Consider the following 16,995-nt stretch of genomic DNA (forward strand, 5'->3'; position numbering starts at 1 on the left):
TCTTCCTTCTTGGTCTCACCGCACCCGGGGCGCGGAGTTTCGTGTCTGGGGAGGAGAGCCGTCTACTTGGCGGACGACAGGGCGTCCGCGCCGCCGACGATCTCCGCGATCTGCTGCGTGATCTCGGTCTGGCGGGCGTTGTTGGCGAGACGCGTGTAGGTCTTGATCAGCGTGTCGGCGTTGTCGCTCGCCGACTTCATCGCCTTCTGACGCGCTGCGTGCTCCGACGCCGCCGACTGCAGCATCGCGTTGAAGATGCGGCTCTCGACGTAGACCGGGAGGAGGCGGTCGAGGACCGTCTCGGGGTCCGGCTCGAACTCGTACAACGGGTAGAGATCGCTGTTCTGATCCTCCGCGCCCTCGACGACCTCGAGCGGCAGCAGACGGACGACCGTCGGCTGCTGCGTCACCATGCTGACGAAGCGGTTGTACACGAGGTGGATCTCGTCCACGCCGCCCTCTTCGTCATCGAGGTTGTACGACTCGACGACCGCGTCCGCGATCTCTTTCGCCGTCTCGAACACGGGCTGGTCGGTGCCTCCGGTCCAGACGCGCACGCTGGGGCGCTTCCGGAACGAGAAGTACGCGTTCGCCTTGCGGCCGACCAGGTAGAAGACGACCTCCTTGCCCTCGCTGCGCAGCAGCGAGGCCAGCTCCTCCGCCTCCTTGAGCACGCTCGAGGAGAAGGCTCCCGCGAGTCCGCGGTCGGAGGTGAAGATCACGATCGCGGCCGTGTCGAGCTTCTCGCGCTCGGTCGTGAGCGGGTGCTCGACGTTCGAGTAGGTCGCGACGGCCGACACGGCCCGCGTGATGGCGTTCGAGTACGGAGCCGCGGCGGCGACGCGGTTCTGCGCCTTCTGGATGCGCGAGGCCGAGATCAGCTCCATGGCCCGAGTGATCTTCTTGGTCGTCTGGGCCGAACGGATCTTCGACCGGTAGACCCGAAGTTGCGCTCCCATGTGTCTCCTGTAGTCCTTGTGTGACGAATCGCCGGGGTGCCGCTGTTAGCGACGGCCCTTGACGATCTTCTCCTGGCCGACCTCGTCGGCCGAGATCGCCTGGTGCTCCTCGCGCCCGACCGAGGCGAGGGGCTTGCCCTCACCGGTCTGGAACTCGAGCTTGAAACCGTCGACGGCACGGGACAGCTCGGCGACGACGTCGTCCGAGAGCACGTTCGTGTCGCGCAGCGTGGAGAGGACCTTCGTGTTGCGGCCCAGGTAGTCGAGCAGCTCGCGCTCGAAGCGGAGCACGTCGGGGACGGGCACCTCGTCGAGCTTGCCGTTCGTGCCGGCCCAGATCGAGACGACCTGCTCCTCCACGGGGTACGGCGAGTACTGCGGCTGCTTGAGCAGCTCGGTCAGGCGCGCACCACGGGCGAGCTGACGGCGAGAGGCCGCGTCGAGGTCGGACGCGAACATCGCGAACGCCTCGAGCGAGCGGTACTGCGCGAGCTCGAGCTTCAGCGTTCCCGAGACCTTCTTGATCGACTTGACCTGGGCGTCGCCGCCGACTCGCGAGACCGAGATCCCCACGTCGACCGCCGGACGCTGGTTGGCGTTGAAGAGGTCGGACTGGAGGAAGATCTGGCCGTCGGTGATCGAGATCACGTTGGTCGGGATGTACGCCGAGACGTCGTTCGCCTTGGTCTCGATGATCGGGAGGCCGGTCATCGATCCGGCGCCGAGCTCGTCGGACAGCTTTGCGCAGCGCTCCAGCAGGCGGGAGTGCAGGTAGAAGACGTCACCCGGGTACGCCTCGCGTCCCGGCGGGCGGCGCAGGAGGAGCGACACGGCGCGGTAGGCCTCGGCCTGCTTCGACAGGTCGTCGAAGATGATCAGGACGTGCTTGCCGCCGTACATCCAGTGCTGGCCGATGGCCGAGCCGGTGTAGGGGGCGAGGTACTTGAAGCCGGCGGGGTCGGAGGCCGGGGACGCGACGATGGTCGTGTACTTCATGGCTCCGGCGTCCTCGAGCGCGCCCTTCACCGAGGCGATGGTCGAGCCCTTCTGGCCGATGGCGACGTAGATGCAGCGGACCTGCTTGTTCGTGTCGCCCGACTCCCAGTTGGCCTTCTGGTTGATGATCGTGTCGATCGCGATCGCCGTCTTGCCGGTCTGGCGGTCGCCGATGATCAGCTGGCGCTGGCCGCGGCCGACGGGGATCATCGCGTCGATGGCCTTGATGCCGGTCTGCAGCGGCTCGTGGACCGACTTGCGCGACATGACGCCGGGCGCCTGCAGCTCGAGAGCGCGGCGGCCCTCCGAGGCGATGTCGCCGAGGCCGTCGATCGGGTTGCCGAGCGGGTCGACGACGCGGCCGAGGTATCCGTCGCCGACGGGGACGGAGAGGACCTCGCCCGTGCGGGTGACCTCCATGCCCTCCTCGATGCCGGAGAACTCGCCGAGCACGACGACGCCGATCTCGTTCTCGTCGAGGTTCTGGGCGAGGCCCAGGACGCCGTTCGAGAAGCGGATGAGCTCGTTCGCCATGACGCCGGGGAGACCCTCGACGTGCGCGATGCCGTCGGCGGCGTCGATGACGTAGCCGACCTCGGTGGTGGATGCCTTGCCCGGCTCGTACGACGAGACGAAGTCCTTCAGCGCGTCGCGGATCTCATCCGGGCTGATGGTGATATCTGCCATTGGAATTCCTGTTCGTTGGGTCCGTGCGAGCCGAAGAGGTCGTCGGGGCCTGACCTGGATGGTGCGGGGGTCGGAGGCGGCGCGAGCCGCTCCCTGAGGATACGTGCGCCCGTCAGGACGCGAGCTGGAGCTTCAGGTCGGAGAGCCGTGCGGACACGGTCCCGTCGATGACCTCGTCGCCGACCTGCAGTCGCATGCCGCCCAGGAGGGAGGGATCGACGAGCATGTTGACGGAGACGGGCCGGTCGTACTGCCGCGAGAGCGCGGACCGGAGCCGGTCGAGCTGGTGCGGCGGGAGCGGGGACGCGACCGAGACCGTGGCGATGGTGAAACCGCCCTGGTCGGCGACGACGCCGGCGGCGAAGCGGACGAGCTCCGGGATGCGGCGACCGCGCGGGTGCGCGATCAGCTGCCGGAGGATCGCGAGGGTCTCGGCCGAGGCCTTGCCCTCGAGGAGGCGCTGCACGAGCGAGACCTTCGAGTCGGACGCGGCCAGCTTGCTGCCCAGCGCCAGCTCGAGCTCGGCGTCGGACGAGACGACCGCGCCGAACATCTGCAGCTCGCGCTCGATCGAGACGCCCTCCGGAGCGGACGTCGCGATCGCGCGGACCCCGACCTCCTCGATCCCGGCGACGAGGTCGCTCGGGCTCGACCAGCGGTGGCCGGCGATCACGGTCAGCAGGCGCTTCGCGCTGACGTCGAAAGGAGCGAACACGCGGGCCACGAGGGCCCGCTTGCTCGCCGCTTCGACGCTCGGGTCCGAGAGGGCCGAGCGCAGCTGCGCCTGCGAGTCGATGACCCGGGCCGCTTCGAAGAGCTGCTGAGCGGCCTCGAGCGACACGTGGCCGTGGAAGGCGGACAACTCCGCCTTCGCGGCGGCCAGGGCCTGTCGTGACGCGCTGCCCATCAGCTGTTCGCCTTCTCCGAGGCCTCGAGGTCGGCGAGGAAGCGGTCCACGATCGCGGACGCCTTCGCGTCGTCGTTGAGGCTCTCGCCGATCACGCCGGAGGCGAGGTCGATGGCGAGGGTTCCGACTTCGGAGCGCAGGGCGACGACGGCGGCCTGACGGTCCGCCTCGATCTGGGCGTGCGCGTTGTGCAGGATGCGCTCGGCCTCGGCCTGAGCCTGCTCCTTCTTCGCCGCCACGATCGCGTTGCCGTCGGCGTTGGCCTTCTCGCGGATGACCCCGGCCTCGGCGCGCGCTTCGGCGAGCTGAGCGGTGTACTTCTCGAGTGCGGCTTCCGCCTGGCGCTGAGCCTCGTCGGCCTTCGCGATGTTCCCCTCGATGGCGGCGGACCGCGCGTCGAGCATCTTCTGGATGCGCGGCAGGACCAGCTTCCAGAAGAAGAACAGGAGGATGAGGAAGATCACCCCCGACCAGAAGAAGTCGTAGAACTCCGGGATCAGAATGACCGCGGGGACGTCACCTTCTTCCGCAGCGATGTTCACAGCGGTGCTGAACATGACTAAACCGTGAAGATGAAGTAGGTGGCGAGGCCGATGAGCGCGAGCACCTCGGTGAACGCGATGCCGAGGAACATCGTGGTCTGGAGGCGGCCGGCCATCTCGGGCTGGCGCGCCATCGCCTCGACGGTCTTGCCCGCGACGATGCCGACACCGATGCCGGGGCCGATCGCTGCGAGGCCGTAACCGACCGTCGCGATGTTGCCGGTGAGTTCGGCGAGAACGGTGACTGAGTCCACGAGTGGGTCCTTTCAGTGGGGTGATCGTGTGAACGGGTGGGAGCCCGTGAGTTGAGGTGTCAGTGCTCCTCGGCGACGGCCAACTGGATGTAGACCGCGGCGAGAAGAGTGAAGATGTACGCCTGGAGGACGGCGACGAGCAGCTCGAAGAGCGTGAAGGCGCCTCCGAAGGCGAAGGTCACGACACCGAAGAGCTTGAAGCCCGGGTCGACCTGCGAGCTGAAGAGGAAGAACTGCGTGGCCGAGAAGCAGAGGACCAGCAGGAGGTGCCCGACGATCATGTTCATGACCAGTCGAAGCGCGAGCGAGAGCGGACGGATGATGAACGTCTGCAGGAGCTCGATCGGCGTGAGGATGAAGTAGATCAGGAACGGGGCTCCGGGCGGGAACAGGGCGTTCTTGAAGAAGCCCATCCCGCGGTCCTTGATGCCGGCGTAGATGAAGGTGACGTAGGCCACCAGACCGAGGAAGAGCGGCATGCCGACGACGGACGTTCCCGCGATGTTGAGGAACGGCACGATCCCGGTGAGGTTCATCGCGATGATGGCGAAGAAGATCGTCACGAGGATCGGCAGGAAGCGGCGCGCGTCCTTCTCGCCGAGGATGTCCTTCGCGATCGTGACGCGCACGAAGTCGAAGGCCAGCTCGACGACGCTCTGGAAGCGTCCGGGGACGATGCGCATCTTGCGCGTCCCGAGCCAGAAGAACAGCATCAGGGCGATGACCGCGATGAAGCGGACCATCATGACGCGGTTGATCTCGAAGGGGGTGTCCACGAAGAGGAAACCGGGCGGGAAGAACTCAGAGATCGACGGGGTGTGGAAGTCACTCTCACCGGTCGAGGCAGAGACCAACAGGGTCACAGCGTTAGCAAACAGCGCTAGCTCCTGGAATTCGGGGCGTGGCACGCGGCAGCCGGATGATCTTCATCATTCGGACACAACGCTCTCGCGACGACGAAAGGTGGGGGTCTTTCCGCTCGGACGACGCTCGTACTCGACGACCGACATCAACGATGAGACGACCTGAGGACGGGCACACGTTCGCCTGCGGATTCGTCCCTACTGTAGCAACAGAACGGCCTGAGAGCCGAATCGTGTCGTTCTCAGACAGTGCACGGGTGGCGCTCACCTGGCGAGATCGCTGACGTTGGCCATCCGCGACCGCGACACGACGAGGACGTCGATGACGAGCGAGCCGAGCACCGCCGCGATGATCGTGACGAACATCGCGGTGCTGTTCAGCCAGGGCTGGTCGCGGAGCACGAGCGCCGCGATGACGAAGAGCACGAACTTGGCCAGCCAGGTGCCGAGCACGACGGCGAAGAAGCCGCCGATGTCGAGCCTGTTGGCGACCAGGATGCTCGCAGCGGTCAGCGCGACCATCACTCCGCCTACCAGCGCGCCGACGAGCGCGCCGATGGCTCCCTCTCCCCCGGCGACCAGCGCGCCGACGACGGCGCCCACGACGGCGAGAGCCAGGACGAACACCCCGCCCAGGACGAGGGTCCGCCGCAGGATCGGGACGGAGGCGGGCTGGGGACGGGGGGTGGCCGGGGTGTCTCCGGTCATGATGCTTCTTTCCGCGCCGGCGGCGGCGCCTGGGTGTCCCGGACGAACGGCGAGCCGACCGGGGGTTCGACGGGCTCCGCTGCGGAGGCCCGGTCGAGGGGATCGAGGACGGGGGACGCCTCCGCCGACTGCGCCGCGGCCTCGAGCCGCTTCCGGCGGCTGAGGGGTGCGAGTGTGACCACGGTGCAGCCGAGCAGACCGACGCCGAGGAACGCGAGCGGGATCCAGATCACGTCGACGACGAAGATCAGGAGGCAGCCGAACGCCACCACCGCGGTCCAGGAGTAGAAGATCAGGACCGCGTGCAGGTGCGAGTGCCCCATGTCGAGGAGACGGTGGTGGAGGTGCTTGCGGTCGGCGCTGAACGGCGACTTCCCGGCGCGGAGCCTTCGGATCACGGCGAGGCCGAAGTCCATCAGCGGCACGATCAGCACGGCGAACGGAAGGATGATCGGGATGAACGCGGGCAGGAGCTCCTTCGCCTTCAGCTGCGCCGGATCGATCTGACCGGTCACCGCGATCGCGGCCGTGGCCATCAGCATCCCGACGAGCAGCGCTCCCCCGTCGCCCATGAACATGCGCGCGGGACGCCAGTTGATCGGCAGGAACCCCGCGCAGGCCCCGACCAGCACGACCGCGATCAGCGAGGCGAGGTTGAAGTAGTCGGTCGGCGACGTCCGCTGGACGAGCAGGTAGCTGTAGAGGAAGAACACGCCGTTCGCGATCAGGGCGACGCCCGCGACCAGGCCGTCGAGGCCGTCGATGAAGTTGAGCGCGTTGGTCACCAGGACGATGGCGAGAACCGTGATGATCAGCGACATCCACGGCGATCCGACCGTGAGCCCGCCGATGGGCAGCGACACGATCTGCACGCCCTTCCAGGCGATCAGACCGGCGGCGATCAGCTGGCCGGCGAGCTTCGTCGTCCAGTCCAGGTCCCAGATGTCGTCGGCGACGCCGATCAGGACGATGAGCAGGCTCGCCCCGAGGATCGCGAGGATCGGCTCGGGATTCGCGAACACGAGCCGGAAGTACGGGACCTGCGAGGCGATGCCGAACGACGCCACCATGCCGAGGAACATGGCGATCCCGCCGAGACGGGGGGTCGGCCGAGTGTGCACGTCGCGGATGCGGATCTTCGGGTAGAGCCGGTAACGCAGGGCCAGCCGCCAGATCACGAAGGAGAGGACGAACGTCACGACCGCGCAGGCGAGCGAGACGAGGACGAAGGCGATCACGCGCTACTCACCCGGGGCGGAGTCGGGGCGCGCGGTACCGCTCGCCGCCGGCCCGTCCTGCAGGCGCGCTCCGGAGGCCCAGTCGGGTCGCGCGGAGGGAGCGGCCTCGTCCTGCGCCTCCACCGGCTCCGAGGAGGCGGAGTCCTGGGACGTCTCGGTCGTGTCGCCGGTCGTGACCGCGTCGTCGGTCCCGTCGGGCAGCAGCCCGCCCACCACCTCGCGGATGCGCACGGCGGAGACCACGCCCTGACGCAGGATCCGCAGGGTGCCGCCGTCGAAGCTGAGAGCCGTGGCGTCGATGATCGTCGACGACTCGCTCGCTCCTGCGGGGCGGTCGCCGTATCCCGTGCCCGCGGTTCCCGCGTCGAGGTACACGTCGACGGCGTCGCCGAGCTGGTCGAACGCCTCCTGCGCGGTGGTGGCGGAGGGACGACCGGTCCGGTTGGCGGAGGACACGGCGAGCGGACCCGTCTCGGCCAGGAGCTCGAGTGTCACGGGGTTGTCGGGCATCCGCAGCGCCACCGTCCCCCGGGTCTCCCCCAGGTCCCAGATGAGCGACGGCTGCGCGTGCAGCACGATCGTCAGTCCGCCGGGCCAGAACGCCGCGGCGAGCTCGCGCACGGCGTCGGGCACGTTCTCGGCCAGAGCATCCAGTGCGGCGACGTCGCCGATGAGCACGGGCGGAGGCGACTGCCTCGTGCGGCCCTTCGCGTCGAGCAGGCGCTGGACGGCCGCGGCGTCGAAGCGTTCGCGGCGACTCCGTAGACGGTGTCGGTCGGCAGGACGACGAGCTCACCCCGCCCGATCGCCGTCCGCGCGAGACGGGTGCCGGTGAGGAGGTCCGTGTCGACGGAGCAGTCGTAGATGCGTGCCATAACGCGGCAATGATACTCGGACGGCTTTCGCGAGCGTTGAAGGCGTCGCGTGCGGCACGAAGGGGGGCCAGGCCCGCTCTCGGGAAAGCGCTCCCGGAGCGCGCCAGGCAACGGAACCGAAACACGGAGCGATTAGTGTCGAGCACCGTGCAGATCCATCAGCGCTCCTCCTCCTCGGCGATCGGGACCCCTCCCGCTTCCTCCGCGCCCGTCCTCGTCCTCGCGATCGGGGTGTCCTCGTGAAGGGCATCATCCTCGCGGGCGGTTCGGGCACGCGGCTCTGGCCGATCACCAAGGGCATCTCCAAGCAGTTGATGCCGATCTACGACAAGCCGATGGTCTACTACCCGCTGTCGACGCTGATGATGGCCGGGATCCGCGAGGTGCTCGTCATCACCACTCCCGAGTACAACGAGCAGTTCAAGGCGCTGCTGGGCGACGGCGCGGCGCTGGGCATGTCGCTGTCGTACGCGGTGCAGGAGTCGCCGGACGGGCTCGCGCAGGCGTTCCTGATCGGCGAGGAGTTCATAGGCGACGACTCGGTCGCACTCGTGCTGGGCGACAACATCTTCCACGGGACGGCGCTCGGCACCGCCCTCGCTGCGAACGCCGATGTCGAGGGCGCCGTGATCTTCGCCTACCAGGTCGCCGATCCCCGGGCCTACGGCGTGGTGGAGTTCGACGCCGACTTCCACGCCCTCTCGATCGAGGAGAAGCCGGCGAAACCGAAGAGCAACTACGCGGTGCCCGGCCTGTACTTCTACGACAACGACGTGGTGGCGATCGCCAAGACGATCGTGCCGTCTGCCCGGGGCGAGCTCGAGATCTCCACCGTCAACGAGCGGTATCTCGAAGCCGATCGGTTGAACGTCCAGGTGCTCGACCGAGGCACCGCGTGGCTCGACACGGGCACGTTCGACTCGATGATCGAGGCGACGGAGTTCGTGAGGGTGATCGAGCAGCGCCAGGGCTTCAAGATCGGGTGCATCGAGGAGATCGCCTGGCGCAACGGCTGGATCGACGACTCCGCGCTCGCCGAGCTCGCCGCGCCGCTGGTCAAGAGCGGCTACGGCGCCTACCTCCAGCGGCTCCTCGCGCTCGAGTCCTCGTCGTTCTGACGACGAGCCGCGGATCGATCCTGCACTAGCGTCGATGACGAGCGAATCCGTCTCCGTTCCCTCAGTCCACCAGCCCACACCACCTGCAGGAGCACTCGTGCGAATCCTCGTCACCGGCGGCGCCGGCTTCATCGGAAGCAACTTCGTCCACCTCACGCTGAGCGAGCGTCCGGACAGCGAGATCACGGTGCTCGACAAGCTGACCTACGCCGGCAACCGCGACTCCCTCGCGCCCGTCGCCGACCGCATCACCCTGGTCGAGGGCGACATCGCCGATGCCGACCTCGTCGACCGACTCGTCGCCGAGTCAGATCTGGTCGTCCACTTCGCGGCGGAGTCGCACAACGACAACTCGCTGAACGACCCGGCTCCGTTCCTCGAGACCAACATCATCGGCACGTACACCCTGCTGCAGGCCGTCCGGAAGCACGACGTCCGCTACCACCACATCTCGACCGACGAGGTCTACGGCGACCTCGAGCTCGACGACCCGGCGAAGTTCACCGAGCACACGCCGTACAACCCCTCGAGCCCCTACTCCTCGACCAAGGCCGGCAGCGATCTGCTCGTGCGCGCCTGGGTCCGCTCGTTCGGGGTGAAGGCGACGATCTCGAACTGCTCCAACAACTACGGGCCCTACCAGCACGTCGAGAAGTTCATCCCCCGCCAGATCACGAACGTCATCGACGGCATCCGCCCGAAGCTCTACGGCGCCGGCGAGAACGTGCGCGACTGGATCCACGTCGACGACCACAACAGCGGCGTCTGGGCGATCATCGACCGCGGCGAGATCGGCGAGACCTACCTCATCGGCGCCGACGGCGAGAAGAACAACCTCGAGGTCGTCACACTGATCCTCGACGAGTTCGGCCTCGCCGAGAACGCCTTCGACCACGTCACCGACCGACCCGGTCACGACCTCCGCTACGCGATCGACTCGACCCGCCTGCGCACCGAGCTCGGTTGGGAGCCCCGCTACACCGACTTCGAGTCCGGCCTCGCCGCGACCGTGAGGTGGTACCGCGAAAACGAGCCCTGGTGGCGTCCGCAGAAGGCTGCGACGGAGGCGAAGTACGCGGCTCAGACCGCCTAGCATCGCAGAAGGCCCAGCAACATCGCCCGGTTTACGCAGGACCAATACAGTCACACCAACGGACCCCCGCCTGAAGCAGGGACGCGGAAGGAACAGCGTGAGCAAGTCAGTCGCCATCATCGGGACTCGCGGATACCCGAGCTACTACGGCGGATTTGAGACAGCTGTTCGGCGTCTCGCTCCCTACCTTGCCGAGAACGGTTGGGATGTGACTGTTTACGGACGCGAGGGTTCTACCAAGCCGGACGACCCTGCACGAGACCTCCGCGTGCACAGCAAGGTCACGCGGGGTATCGAATCGAAGTCGCTCAGCACCCTGACCTACGGACTGACGGCAACCGCCGATTCAGTCTGGAAGAAGCCGGACGTCGCCTCGTGATGAACGTTGCCAACGGCTTCTGGTTGCCCATGCTTAAGGCACGTGGAGTCCCAACGCTCGTCAACGTCGACGGCATCGAGTGGGACCGAGCGAAATGGGGCCGGGCGGCAAAGGCCATGTTCCGCGCCGGCGCTAAGATGACAGCACTCTGGGGGACGGAACTCCTCTACGACGCAGAGGCGATTGCTGCTCGCTGGAAAACTGATTTCGGCCGGGACGGCGTTTTTGTCCCATACGGCGGCGAGGTGCCCGCGCCGTTGCCGCTGGAAGAAGGACTTACCCACCGACGCTACGTGCTGATCGTAGCCCGGTTTGTCCCTGAGAACTCGATCGCAGAGTTCCTAGAAGCAGCAGCACACCTAAGCGTGAACCATGACGTTGTTATCGTGGGCTCCACTGGCTATGGCGGTGAACTCGACGAAGCTGCAGAAGCACTACAGCGGTCATCCCCCCGCGTCCACTGGCTTGGCCATGTCAGCGACGATGCCAGACTCCTTTCCTTGTGGCAGCACGCTGGCGTCTATTTCCACGGCCACAGCGTAGGAGGCACGAACCCTGCACTGGTCCAAGCGATGGCGTGCGGCGCCCCAATCGTCGCGCGAGACACGATCTATAACCGAGAAGTCCTCGCTGACTCCGCACTCTTCACTGAACCGCAATCTTCCGCCATCGCTGAGACAATCGAGTCGCTTCTCACTGACACCGAGCTTCAGAACCGCCTCGCCGCGCGAGCGCAAGAACGCGCTATCTCCGAGTACTCGTGGCAGTTGGTTTGCACTCGCTACGAAGACGCACTCAGCAACCTAGTCGCACGACGCTGATCTATAAAGCGCACAGGAATCGGCTACTCGCCATTACCGATATGCACCATCGCACCTGTGCGCGGCCCGGAAATCCACTGCTGCGGTTTCTAGGCCCAGGATCTACACATACCGGCAAAACCCACCAAACTCTCTCGCCCCTCCCCGCGTACGATCAGGCTACTCTTGCCGATTCTGGAGGCACGTGGCCATCCGTTCAGATTGACGCGAGCACCTGACAGGAAAGCAGCGCAGAGCGATCATTCCGCGGAGAACCTGGGCGCGAGGACCGCACGCGCGTAAGCTCGGAATTTTTCGCTTTCGCGCAGCCAGATCGCTGCACGAACTCTGTCTTTCCGCCCGAGAACGGCGAATCGCAGAGCCCGGAGTCCCAACCCGCTGGCGACAATCAATCGCCACGCCCAGAATTTCGTCGCCGAGGGGTTGTAGACCTCACGATAGTAATCGGCGAGGCTTTCGATCCACATCGTGAATACGGGCCCGGTGGCAACTTCGCTGGACGCCCCCACCTCGTGCGTTGCCAACGTAGTCGAGTCCTGGACAACCAAGAGCCCTCCCTCTCGCACACGTCGGCACAGATCGATATCTTCCGCGTACATGAACCAGCGTTCGGAAAGTCCCCCAATCGTCCACCAAAGGTCGGTGCGGATTGCGAAGCACGCCCCCGAAACCCAGTCCACTCGCGTCATCGGAGCGGTCTCCCCGGCCGCGTAGAGGTTGAATCCTCGGAACAGGTGTCCCGCGATGCGCCTGCGCCCAAGACCGAGTGCGTGGACCGTCATGTGCGCCAAGTTGGGTTCGTAGCCTGCCGACCGGACTTCTAAGCGGCCATCCGGATGCGTGATCGTGGGTGCCACGACCCCGATTTCACTATTGTTCCGCACCTGGTCCGCAAGAGCACGAAGATCGGCCGCCGCAACTCGACAATCAGGATTAAGCAGAATGATGACGTCCCCCGTTGCGCGAGTGGCCGCCTGATTAACCGCTTTCGCGAAGCCTACATTCTCGCTGTTTGCGATTACGACTACATTAGTGAGCCCTCTCGCTATACTCGTTGAGTTGTCACTCGAAAGATTGTCGACGACGATCACTTCAAAGTCCGGGATATCCACCAACGGCCCGATGCAGGGGACGATGTGCTCTGCGCTGTTGTACGTAACGACGATGACCGAGATACTTCGAGCGATTCCCATGATCTTCCTTCTCCGTTGCATTTCCCAGCCCGGCGCGTTCCTCACGCAGGGCAGCGAGTCCAAGACCCACCGCAATCCACAGCGTATAGCTTGTCGACCCGTCTTGAAGAGACGGGAGCACCAACTGGCTCGGAATGGAGCTCGCTATGGCAACCGCAATCAACGCGATCCCCATTGTCCTGCCTCGGAGCGAAAGCACGACGAGACTGAAGAGCAGAACAAAATACAGCAGCAAAACGAACGGACCCGCCTCCAGCCCAATCAGCAGAAGGAAACTCTCGACCAAAATCGGGTCATTAGTGAATAGATAAGCCCTCGGCCCAACCTGGCCCACACCATAACCGATCGGGTGGCCGAACATCTGCGGTAACGAGTCGGCGAGACTCACTATGTGGCCTGACGTCGAGAGATCGACTTCGGCCCCGCCGATGTACTCCAGGAATAGGAAGCAAGCGGCCAATCCACCCGCTGCGAACACCGGAACCAGCAATTGGCTATAAGTCGCTTTGCTGGTCCGAGCCCGGATAGTAACGAGAACCGCAATAGCCGCTGCGAGTCCGAGCATCGCCGAACGAGACTGAGTCAGCCATAACGCAATCAAGGGTAGCACCAGTAGGAGCCCTCGGCTGGTAACTCGCCACTCCGATCGAGTTATGATGACGCAGAACAATATGACGAGATACAGCCCGAGCTCATTGGGCCCCGGGGCCGGGCTGAAGGCTCTGGGCTCAGTCGCGCCCTGCACGAAGAATGAAGCTGGGAAGCTCTGGCCCTCCGGCACGGGCAGAATTTCCAGGTCGTACAACCATTGGACACCCAACGATGACGTGTAGATTGCAACTAGAGCGACCGCTTGGCCCGCAAGAACCATGACCTTTCCGACCCGACGCATGGAGTCGGCGTCGAGGACCGCTGGCACGACGACCACGAGGATCAGCGGCAGATAGTTGTTCCGCAGGCCGTAGATTCCCTGAAACGGGTCGGATTGCAAACTCGACCCGATTGCCAGAAGCACGATACTGGCAATCACCAGCGCGAGCCAGCCATTAACTCGGCGAAGGCGCTTGGCAGAAAGAATCGTCACCAACACAAGTAGAACGACAATGACGTCCTTGATGGCTCCAAACAAAGTTGCATCCCGCCCGGCCGCCAAAGACGAGGAGATGATGCTGTTGAAGGGCACTAAAACGACGAGAGCGGCGACCCCGAGCCATGGTCGCGAAAGGGTCAGAAGCATCAGAATCGCACCGACGGTTGCGACTGCTGCGATGATCATGACAGCTATAGTAGCATTCGCCTGCCTCAGACGCGCGAATCGTCCTCCGCTGATTAGCGGCAGAACTCCCGCGGAGCAGCGAGGCAGAAGGACATGCGCCGTTCCCCTCCCCCTTTGGGGGTAAGAGCAAGATTTGATGCTAACTCCGTTGGCGCGTGATCACCGTCGGACGGGGCTAAATCGCGGCTGAAGGCGCGCGCTCGTCCCTCTCGAAAGTGAAATTGCAGCACGGAAACATCTCCGGCGCGAACTGATTCACGCAATTGAAGGCTCCACTTCGTAGCATCGAACCCCGTGATCGATGACGCCGTTGCGTTCAATCGGGTGGTCGTATTCCCAAGGGTCACTGGTTTTCCTCACGGCGTTGAGCACGGAGCTAAAGAGGTCGCGCATGCGCGACGTGAATATTTCGCGCGTGAACTCTTTCTCGTACCTTGAGCGTGCGTTAGCGCCCATCTCGGCAGCTTGCTCCTTTGTGATCGAATCGATTGCAAGAGTCCAAGCTGGGACATTGCCGGGTGGGACTGTCACGCCGGAGATCCCGTCGACGACAATTTCCGACAAACCGCCAGTATCGCTCACTATCGCAGCGCGCCCGGCGCCACTTGCCTCGAGGGCAATGGTCGGGAAGGGATCGGGCTTGATGCTCGGAACAAGAATTACGTCCGCGCCATCAATTATGGAGCGCACGTCCCGCGTTTCCCCGATAACTTCGACCGACGAGGTGATCCCAAGGTCATCGATCAACCCAAGGACATCAATAGTCTCCCCACTGGAGGGTGGGCCGCCGAGCACCAGTAGCCGTGCGTCTTCTCGCTGCGTCTGTGCCCAAGACCGCAGAAGGACCTCGTGCCCCTTCCAGGCGTTCCAGCGACTCGCGAGCACAAACACCATCTGGCCGCTATGACTGTCCTTAGCCACTGGTGGAGGCAACTCAAATCCGTTGCGAATCACAACCGCTCGCGCTCTGGCTCGGCGCGGAAGAGTCTTCAGAACAGCGTCGCTCACAACGACTATACGATGTGCAAAAAGGTACATCAACGAAAGAAGAAAGGACTCGACTCCCGTCGCGTACTCATGCAGGTGCAGTACTTTTGGGACTTTCCGCAGAGGAACAGCAACAAGCGCTGGTGCAAGTGCAGCAGTATTCACATAAACGAGATCAGGCTGGTGATTCCGAATCGCATTGCGCGTCGCCCAGAATTGGCGAAGCAGTTTGGGGGCATTCACCAAGCGGAGATTTGCTCTGCGCAGAACAGGCAGATCCATTCTGCGCACATAATGTCCACGTCGTTCGAGCTCGTGCGTCAGGGCTCTTTCCGGATAGTCGACGTCACATGGCAACCACACTTCGATACGGGAGCCTTTCGGGAGCGCGGCGAGGGATTCGAGTAGAACCCGATCCGCCCCATACAGCTCATCAGAGGGATGCAGAATGAGTACCCGAATCACTTCTTCGTACCTTTGACTTGTCGCGCCGGTACGCCAGCGACGACTGTGTGCGCCGCGACGTCCCTTGTCACGACAGATCCGGCCGCCACGACAGCTCCGGGGCCGATGGTTACTCCCGCGAGAATCGTGACTCCACTAGCTATCCAAGCACCATCACCGATTAGGATGGGAGACCATGTCACTCCCTGTCCTTTGACGGAACCGCTATCGCCGAAGTTGTGATTTTCCGAGAAGAGCCGCACGCCGGGTCCGAGCATCACCTCGGAACCTATATCGATCCCGCCCGAACAGCCGATATAGCAGTGCGGCCCGATGCTCGAGCTGTCGCCGATCGTGAGTCCGACCCCGATCTCTCGCGAATAGTAGCTGCTAGGCCTGATTTGCGCAAACGAGCCAATCGAAACATCGTTGCCGATTTCCAAGCCTCGTATCGAAAGACCCTGAACCTCCGCATAGTCCTCAATTATGAGACCATGCCCCGCCCGTATGAATTGGGGGTTCTCGAGGCGCACTCCTCGGCCGATGAGTGGAACCCCGGCTACCTCCTTGAGGCGAACCTTCAACGAGACCCCGCGTGCCGCCATCGGCCCGACCTTGGTCGCGAGTTGCAGGCTTACTTGCGGCCAGTCCTCTTCTCGTCCCGCTTGGCGTAGACGTTCCCGTTGTTGCACCGTCAGACGATCAAAGATTTCGCGAAGTGAACCGATCATTGAGATATCTCCTTGGATTCGTCAGGAGGAAGCTGTGCTGAAATGCGAACGAGCCGTGCCAGAGGAGCACCCACTTGAGACCGTTCTCCTCGCCCGCTCCCGGCAAAGGCGGACAGATCAGTCGGCGATGCTTTTCGCCCCGGCAGGACGCCGAACGTAGAGCAACGGGGTCGATGGTAGCGGACCAAGAGCCGCCTACCCGTGCTGACGTACGGTGGTGGCGCTGGCCCGCTGCACGGGCGGCTTGCGGAGTGAATTTCTCATCCGGAATCGCGTGGTGATCGCTCAGTGGACGTCTGGACGGAAGCACCACAGCCGCGACTTCAATCCGTCCTCGGACCAAGCCCCACATGGTGTCCATGACGGCTGAAGTCCTCGCGAGCACAGAAGACGTATCGCCTGCTGCTCGTCTGACGAGGGTGGCCACTGACGTGGAGCGGGTCCACGCGTCGTGCGACGCCGCGACCTTGAGTTCCGACGAACTTGCGGCTGTCTGCGCGTGGAGCGGCGAAACGCGATCGCGAGGTCGAAGCTCCGATCAGGTGCGGAGCACCTCCTCAAGTCAACGCGGACCCCGGCCCTTGCATGAGGCGCCTCGTCTGCGCGAGTACCGCGACGGTTGCAGCGGCCAGGATCGCAGGCCGGGTGGATGCGCTGTGGGGCCGACGGCCCGCCTCGAGAGCTTCCTGAGGATGTCTCCCCGTCGCCCCTCGCCAATGGGGGTCAAAGGCATGAGCCATAGCTTGAATAGCGTATATAGCCTCCTTAACAACCGTTAAGAGGAGCATATGTTTGTCGTGACTTTCCGACGCATCAAAGCCAAAGCGGCATTTATCATCGCACTTGTCTGCGTCGGTGGAACGCTGGGCGCATCCTCGCCGGCGTCCGCCCAGATGCGGCTCGAAAGCGCCGTCACCAACCCGG

Annotated in this window: 16 protein-coding genes and 1 pseudogene; 4 read left to right on the forward strand and 13 right to left on the reverse strand. The window is 64.4% G+C overall.

What is annotated here, in order from left to right; translation table 11 throughout:
- Positions 1 to 62 precede the first annotated feature (62 nt).
- The 9 genes and pseudogenes from B0T42_RS12170 to B0T42_RS12210 all read right to left on the reverse strand — a co-directional run.
- Positions 63 to 959, reverse strand: a complete 897-nt coding sequence (locus B0T42_RS12170) for a F0F1 ATP synthase subunit gamma (RefSeq protein WP_077223375.1) — start codon at positions 957 to 959, stop codon at positions 63 to 65.
- A 45-nt stretch (positions 960 to 1,004) separates the two neighbouring features.
- Positions 1,005 to 2,642, reverse strand: coding sequence for a F0F1 ATP synthase subunit alpha (atpA, locus tag B0T42_RS12175; RefSeq protein WP_077223376.1), 1,638 nt, complete (start codon positions 2,640 to 2,642; stop codon positions 1,005 to 1,007).
- A gap of 112 nt (positions 2,643 to 2,754) precedes the next feature.
- Positions 2,755 to 3,549, reverse strand: a complete 795-nt coding sequence (locus B0T42_RS12180) for a F0F1 ATP synthase subunit delta (RefSeq protein ID WP_077223377.1) — start codon at positions 3,547 to 3,549, stop codon at positions 2,755 to 2,757.
- Entirely contained in the window at positions 3,549 to 4,106 is a 558-nt protein-coding gene (locus B0T42_RS12185) for a F0F1 ATP synthase subunit B (RefSeq protein WP_077223378.1), read from the reverse strand. The genes B0T42_RS12180 and B0T42_RS12185 overlap by 1 nt, the downstream gene beginning before the upstream one ends.
- Positions 4,107 to 4,108: 2 nt before the next feature.
- Complete coding sequence (locus tag B0T42_RS12190) at positions 4,109 to 4,345, reverse strand: ATP synthase F0 subunit C (RefSeq protein ID WP_077223379.1); 237 nt, start codon at positions 4,343 to 4,345, stop codon at positions 4,109 to 4,111.
- A gap of 59 nt (positions 4,346 to 4,404) precedes the next feature.
- A complete protein-coding gene (gene atpB, locus B0T42_RS12195; protein WP_077223380.1) occupies positions 4,405 to 5,208 on the reverse strand; it encodes a F0F1 ATP synthase subunit A in 804 nt (267 codons plus the stop codon).
- Between the two features lie 264 nt (positions 5,209 to 5,472).
- Complete coding sequence (locus B0T42_RS20045) at positions 5,473 to 5,916, reverse strand: Cg1360 family ATP-synthase-associated protein (RefSeq protein WP_077223381.1); 444 nt, start codon at positions 5,914 to 5,916, stop codon at positions 5,473 to 5,475.
- The gene (locus B0T42_RS12205; RefSeq protein ID WP_077223382.1) at positions 5,913 to 7,154 is read right to left on the reverse strand and encodes an MraY family glycosyltransferase; all 1,242 of its coding nucleotides are present in this window, start codon (positions 7,152 to 7,154) and stop codon (positions 5,913 to 5,915) included. The genes B0T42_RS20045 and B0T42_RS12205 overlap by 4 nt, the downstream gene beginning before the upstream one ends.
- A 195-nt stretch (positions 7,155 to 7,349) precedes the next feature.
- Positions 7,350 to 8,029: pseudogene (locus B0T42_RS12210) on the reverse strand (L-threonylcarbamoyladenylate synthase); the annotation flags it as partial.
- Positions 8,030 to 8,268: 239 nt separating this feature from the next.
- On the opposite strand from B0T42_RS12210, the gene rfbA reads away from it, so the two are divergent.
- From rfbA to B0T42_RS12225, 4 genes are all read left to right on the forward strand, one after another.
- Complete coding sequence (rfbA, locus tag B0T42_RS12215; protein WP_077223383.1) at positions 8,269 to 9,147, forward strand: glucose-1-phosphate thymidylyltransferase RfbA; 879 nt, start codon at positions 8,269 to 8,271, stop codon at positions 9,145 to 9,147.
- A gap of 97 nt (positions 9,148 to 9,244) precedes the next feature.
- Positions 9,245 to 10,240, forward strand: coding sequence for a dTDP-glucose 4,6-dehydratase (gene rfbB / locus B0T42_RS12220; RefSeq protein ID WP_077223384.1), 996 nt, complete (start codon positions 9,245 to 9,247; stop codon positions 10,238 to 10,240).
- A gap of 97 nt (positions 10,241 to 10,337) precedes the next feature.
- On the forward strand, positions 10,338 to 10,619 hold the full coding sequence (locus B0T42_RS21395) for a glycosyltransferase family protein (protein WP_236720259.1): 282 nt from the start codon (positions 10,338 to 10,340) through the stop codon (positions 10,617 to 10,619).
- Positions 10,619 to 11,440, forward strand: a complete 822-nt coding sequence (locus tag B0T42_RS12225) for a glycosyltransferase (RefSeq protein WP_236720260.1) — start codon at positions 10,619 to 10,621, stop codon at positions 11,438 to 11,440. The genes B0T42_RS21395 and B0T42_RS12225 overlap by 1 nt, the downstream gene beginning before the upstream one ends.
- 239 nt (positions 11,441 to 11,679) lie before the next feature.
- Here the strand turns inward: B0T42_RS12225 and B0T42_RS12230 are convergent, their stop codons facing one another.
- The 4 genes from B0T42_RS12230 to B0T42_RS22125 form a co-directional block, all read right to left on the reverse strand.
- Entirely contained in the window at positions 11,680 to 12,633 is a 954-nt protein-coding gene (locus B0T42_RS12230; protein ID WP_158078114.1) for a glycosyltransferase family 2 protein, read from the reverse strand.
- On the reverse strand, positions 12,533 to 13,909 hold the full coding sequence (locus tag B0T42_RS20050; protein ID WP_158078115.1) for a hypothetical protein: 1,377 nt from the start codon (positions 13,907 to 13,909) through the stop codon (positions 12,533 to 12,535). Before B0T42_RS20050 ends, B0T42_RS12230 begins: the two co-directional genes overlap by 101 nt.
- Positions 13,910 to 14,164: 255 nt before the next feature.
- Positions 14,165 to 15,361, reverse strand: a complete 1,197-nt coding sequence (locus tag B0T42_RS12235) for a glycosyltransferase family 4 protein (protein WP_077223386.1) — start codon at positions 15,359 to 15,361, stop codon at positions 14,165 to 14,167.
- Complete coding sequence (locus B0T42_RS22125) at positions 15,358 to 16,071, reverse strand: acyltransferase (RefSeq protein WP_077223387.1); 714 nt, start codon at positions 16,069 to 16,071, stop codon at positions 15,358 to 15,360. Before B0T42_RS22125 ends, B0T42_RS12235 begins: the two co-directional genes overlap by 4 nt.
- Positions 16,072 to 16,995 lie beyond the last annotated feature (924 nt).

Origin of the sequence: Rathayibacter rhapontici, from assembly GCF_001995175.1 — a bacterium.
Taxonomy (GTDB): Bacteria; Actinomycetota; Actinomycetes; order Actinomycetales; family Microbacteriaceae; genus Rathayibacter.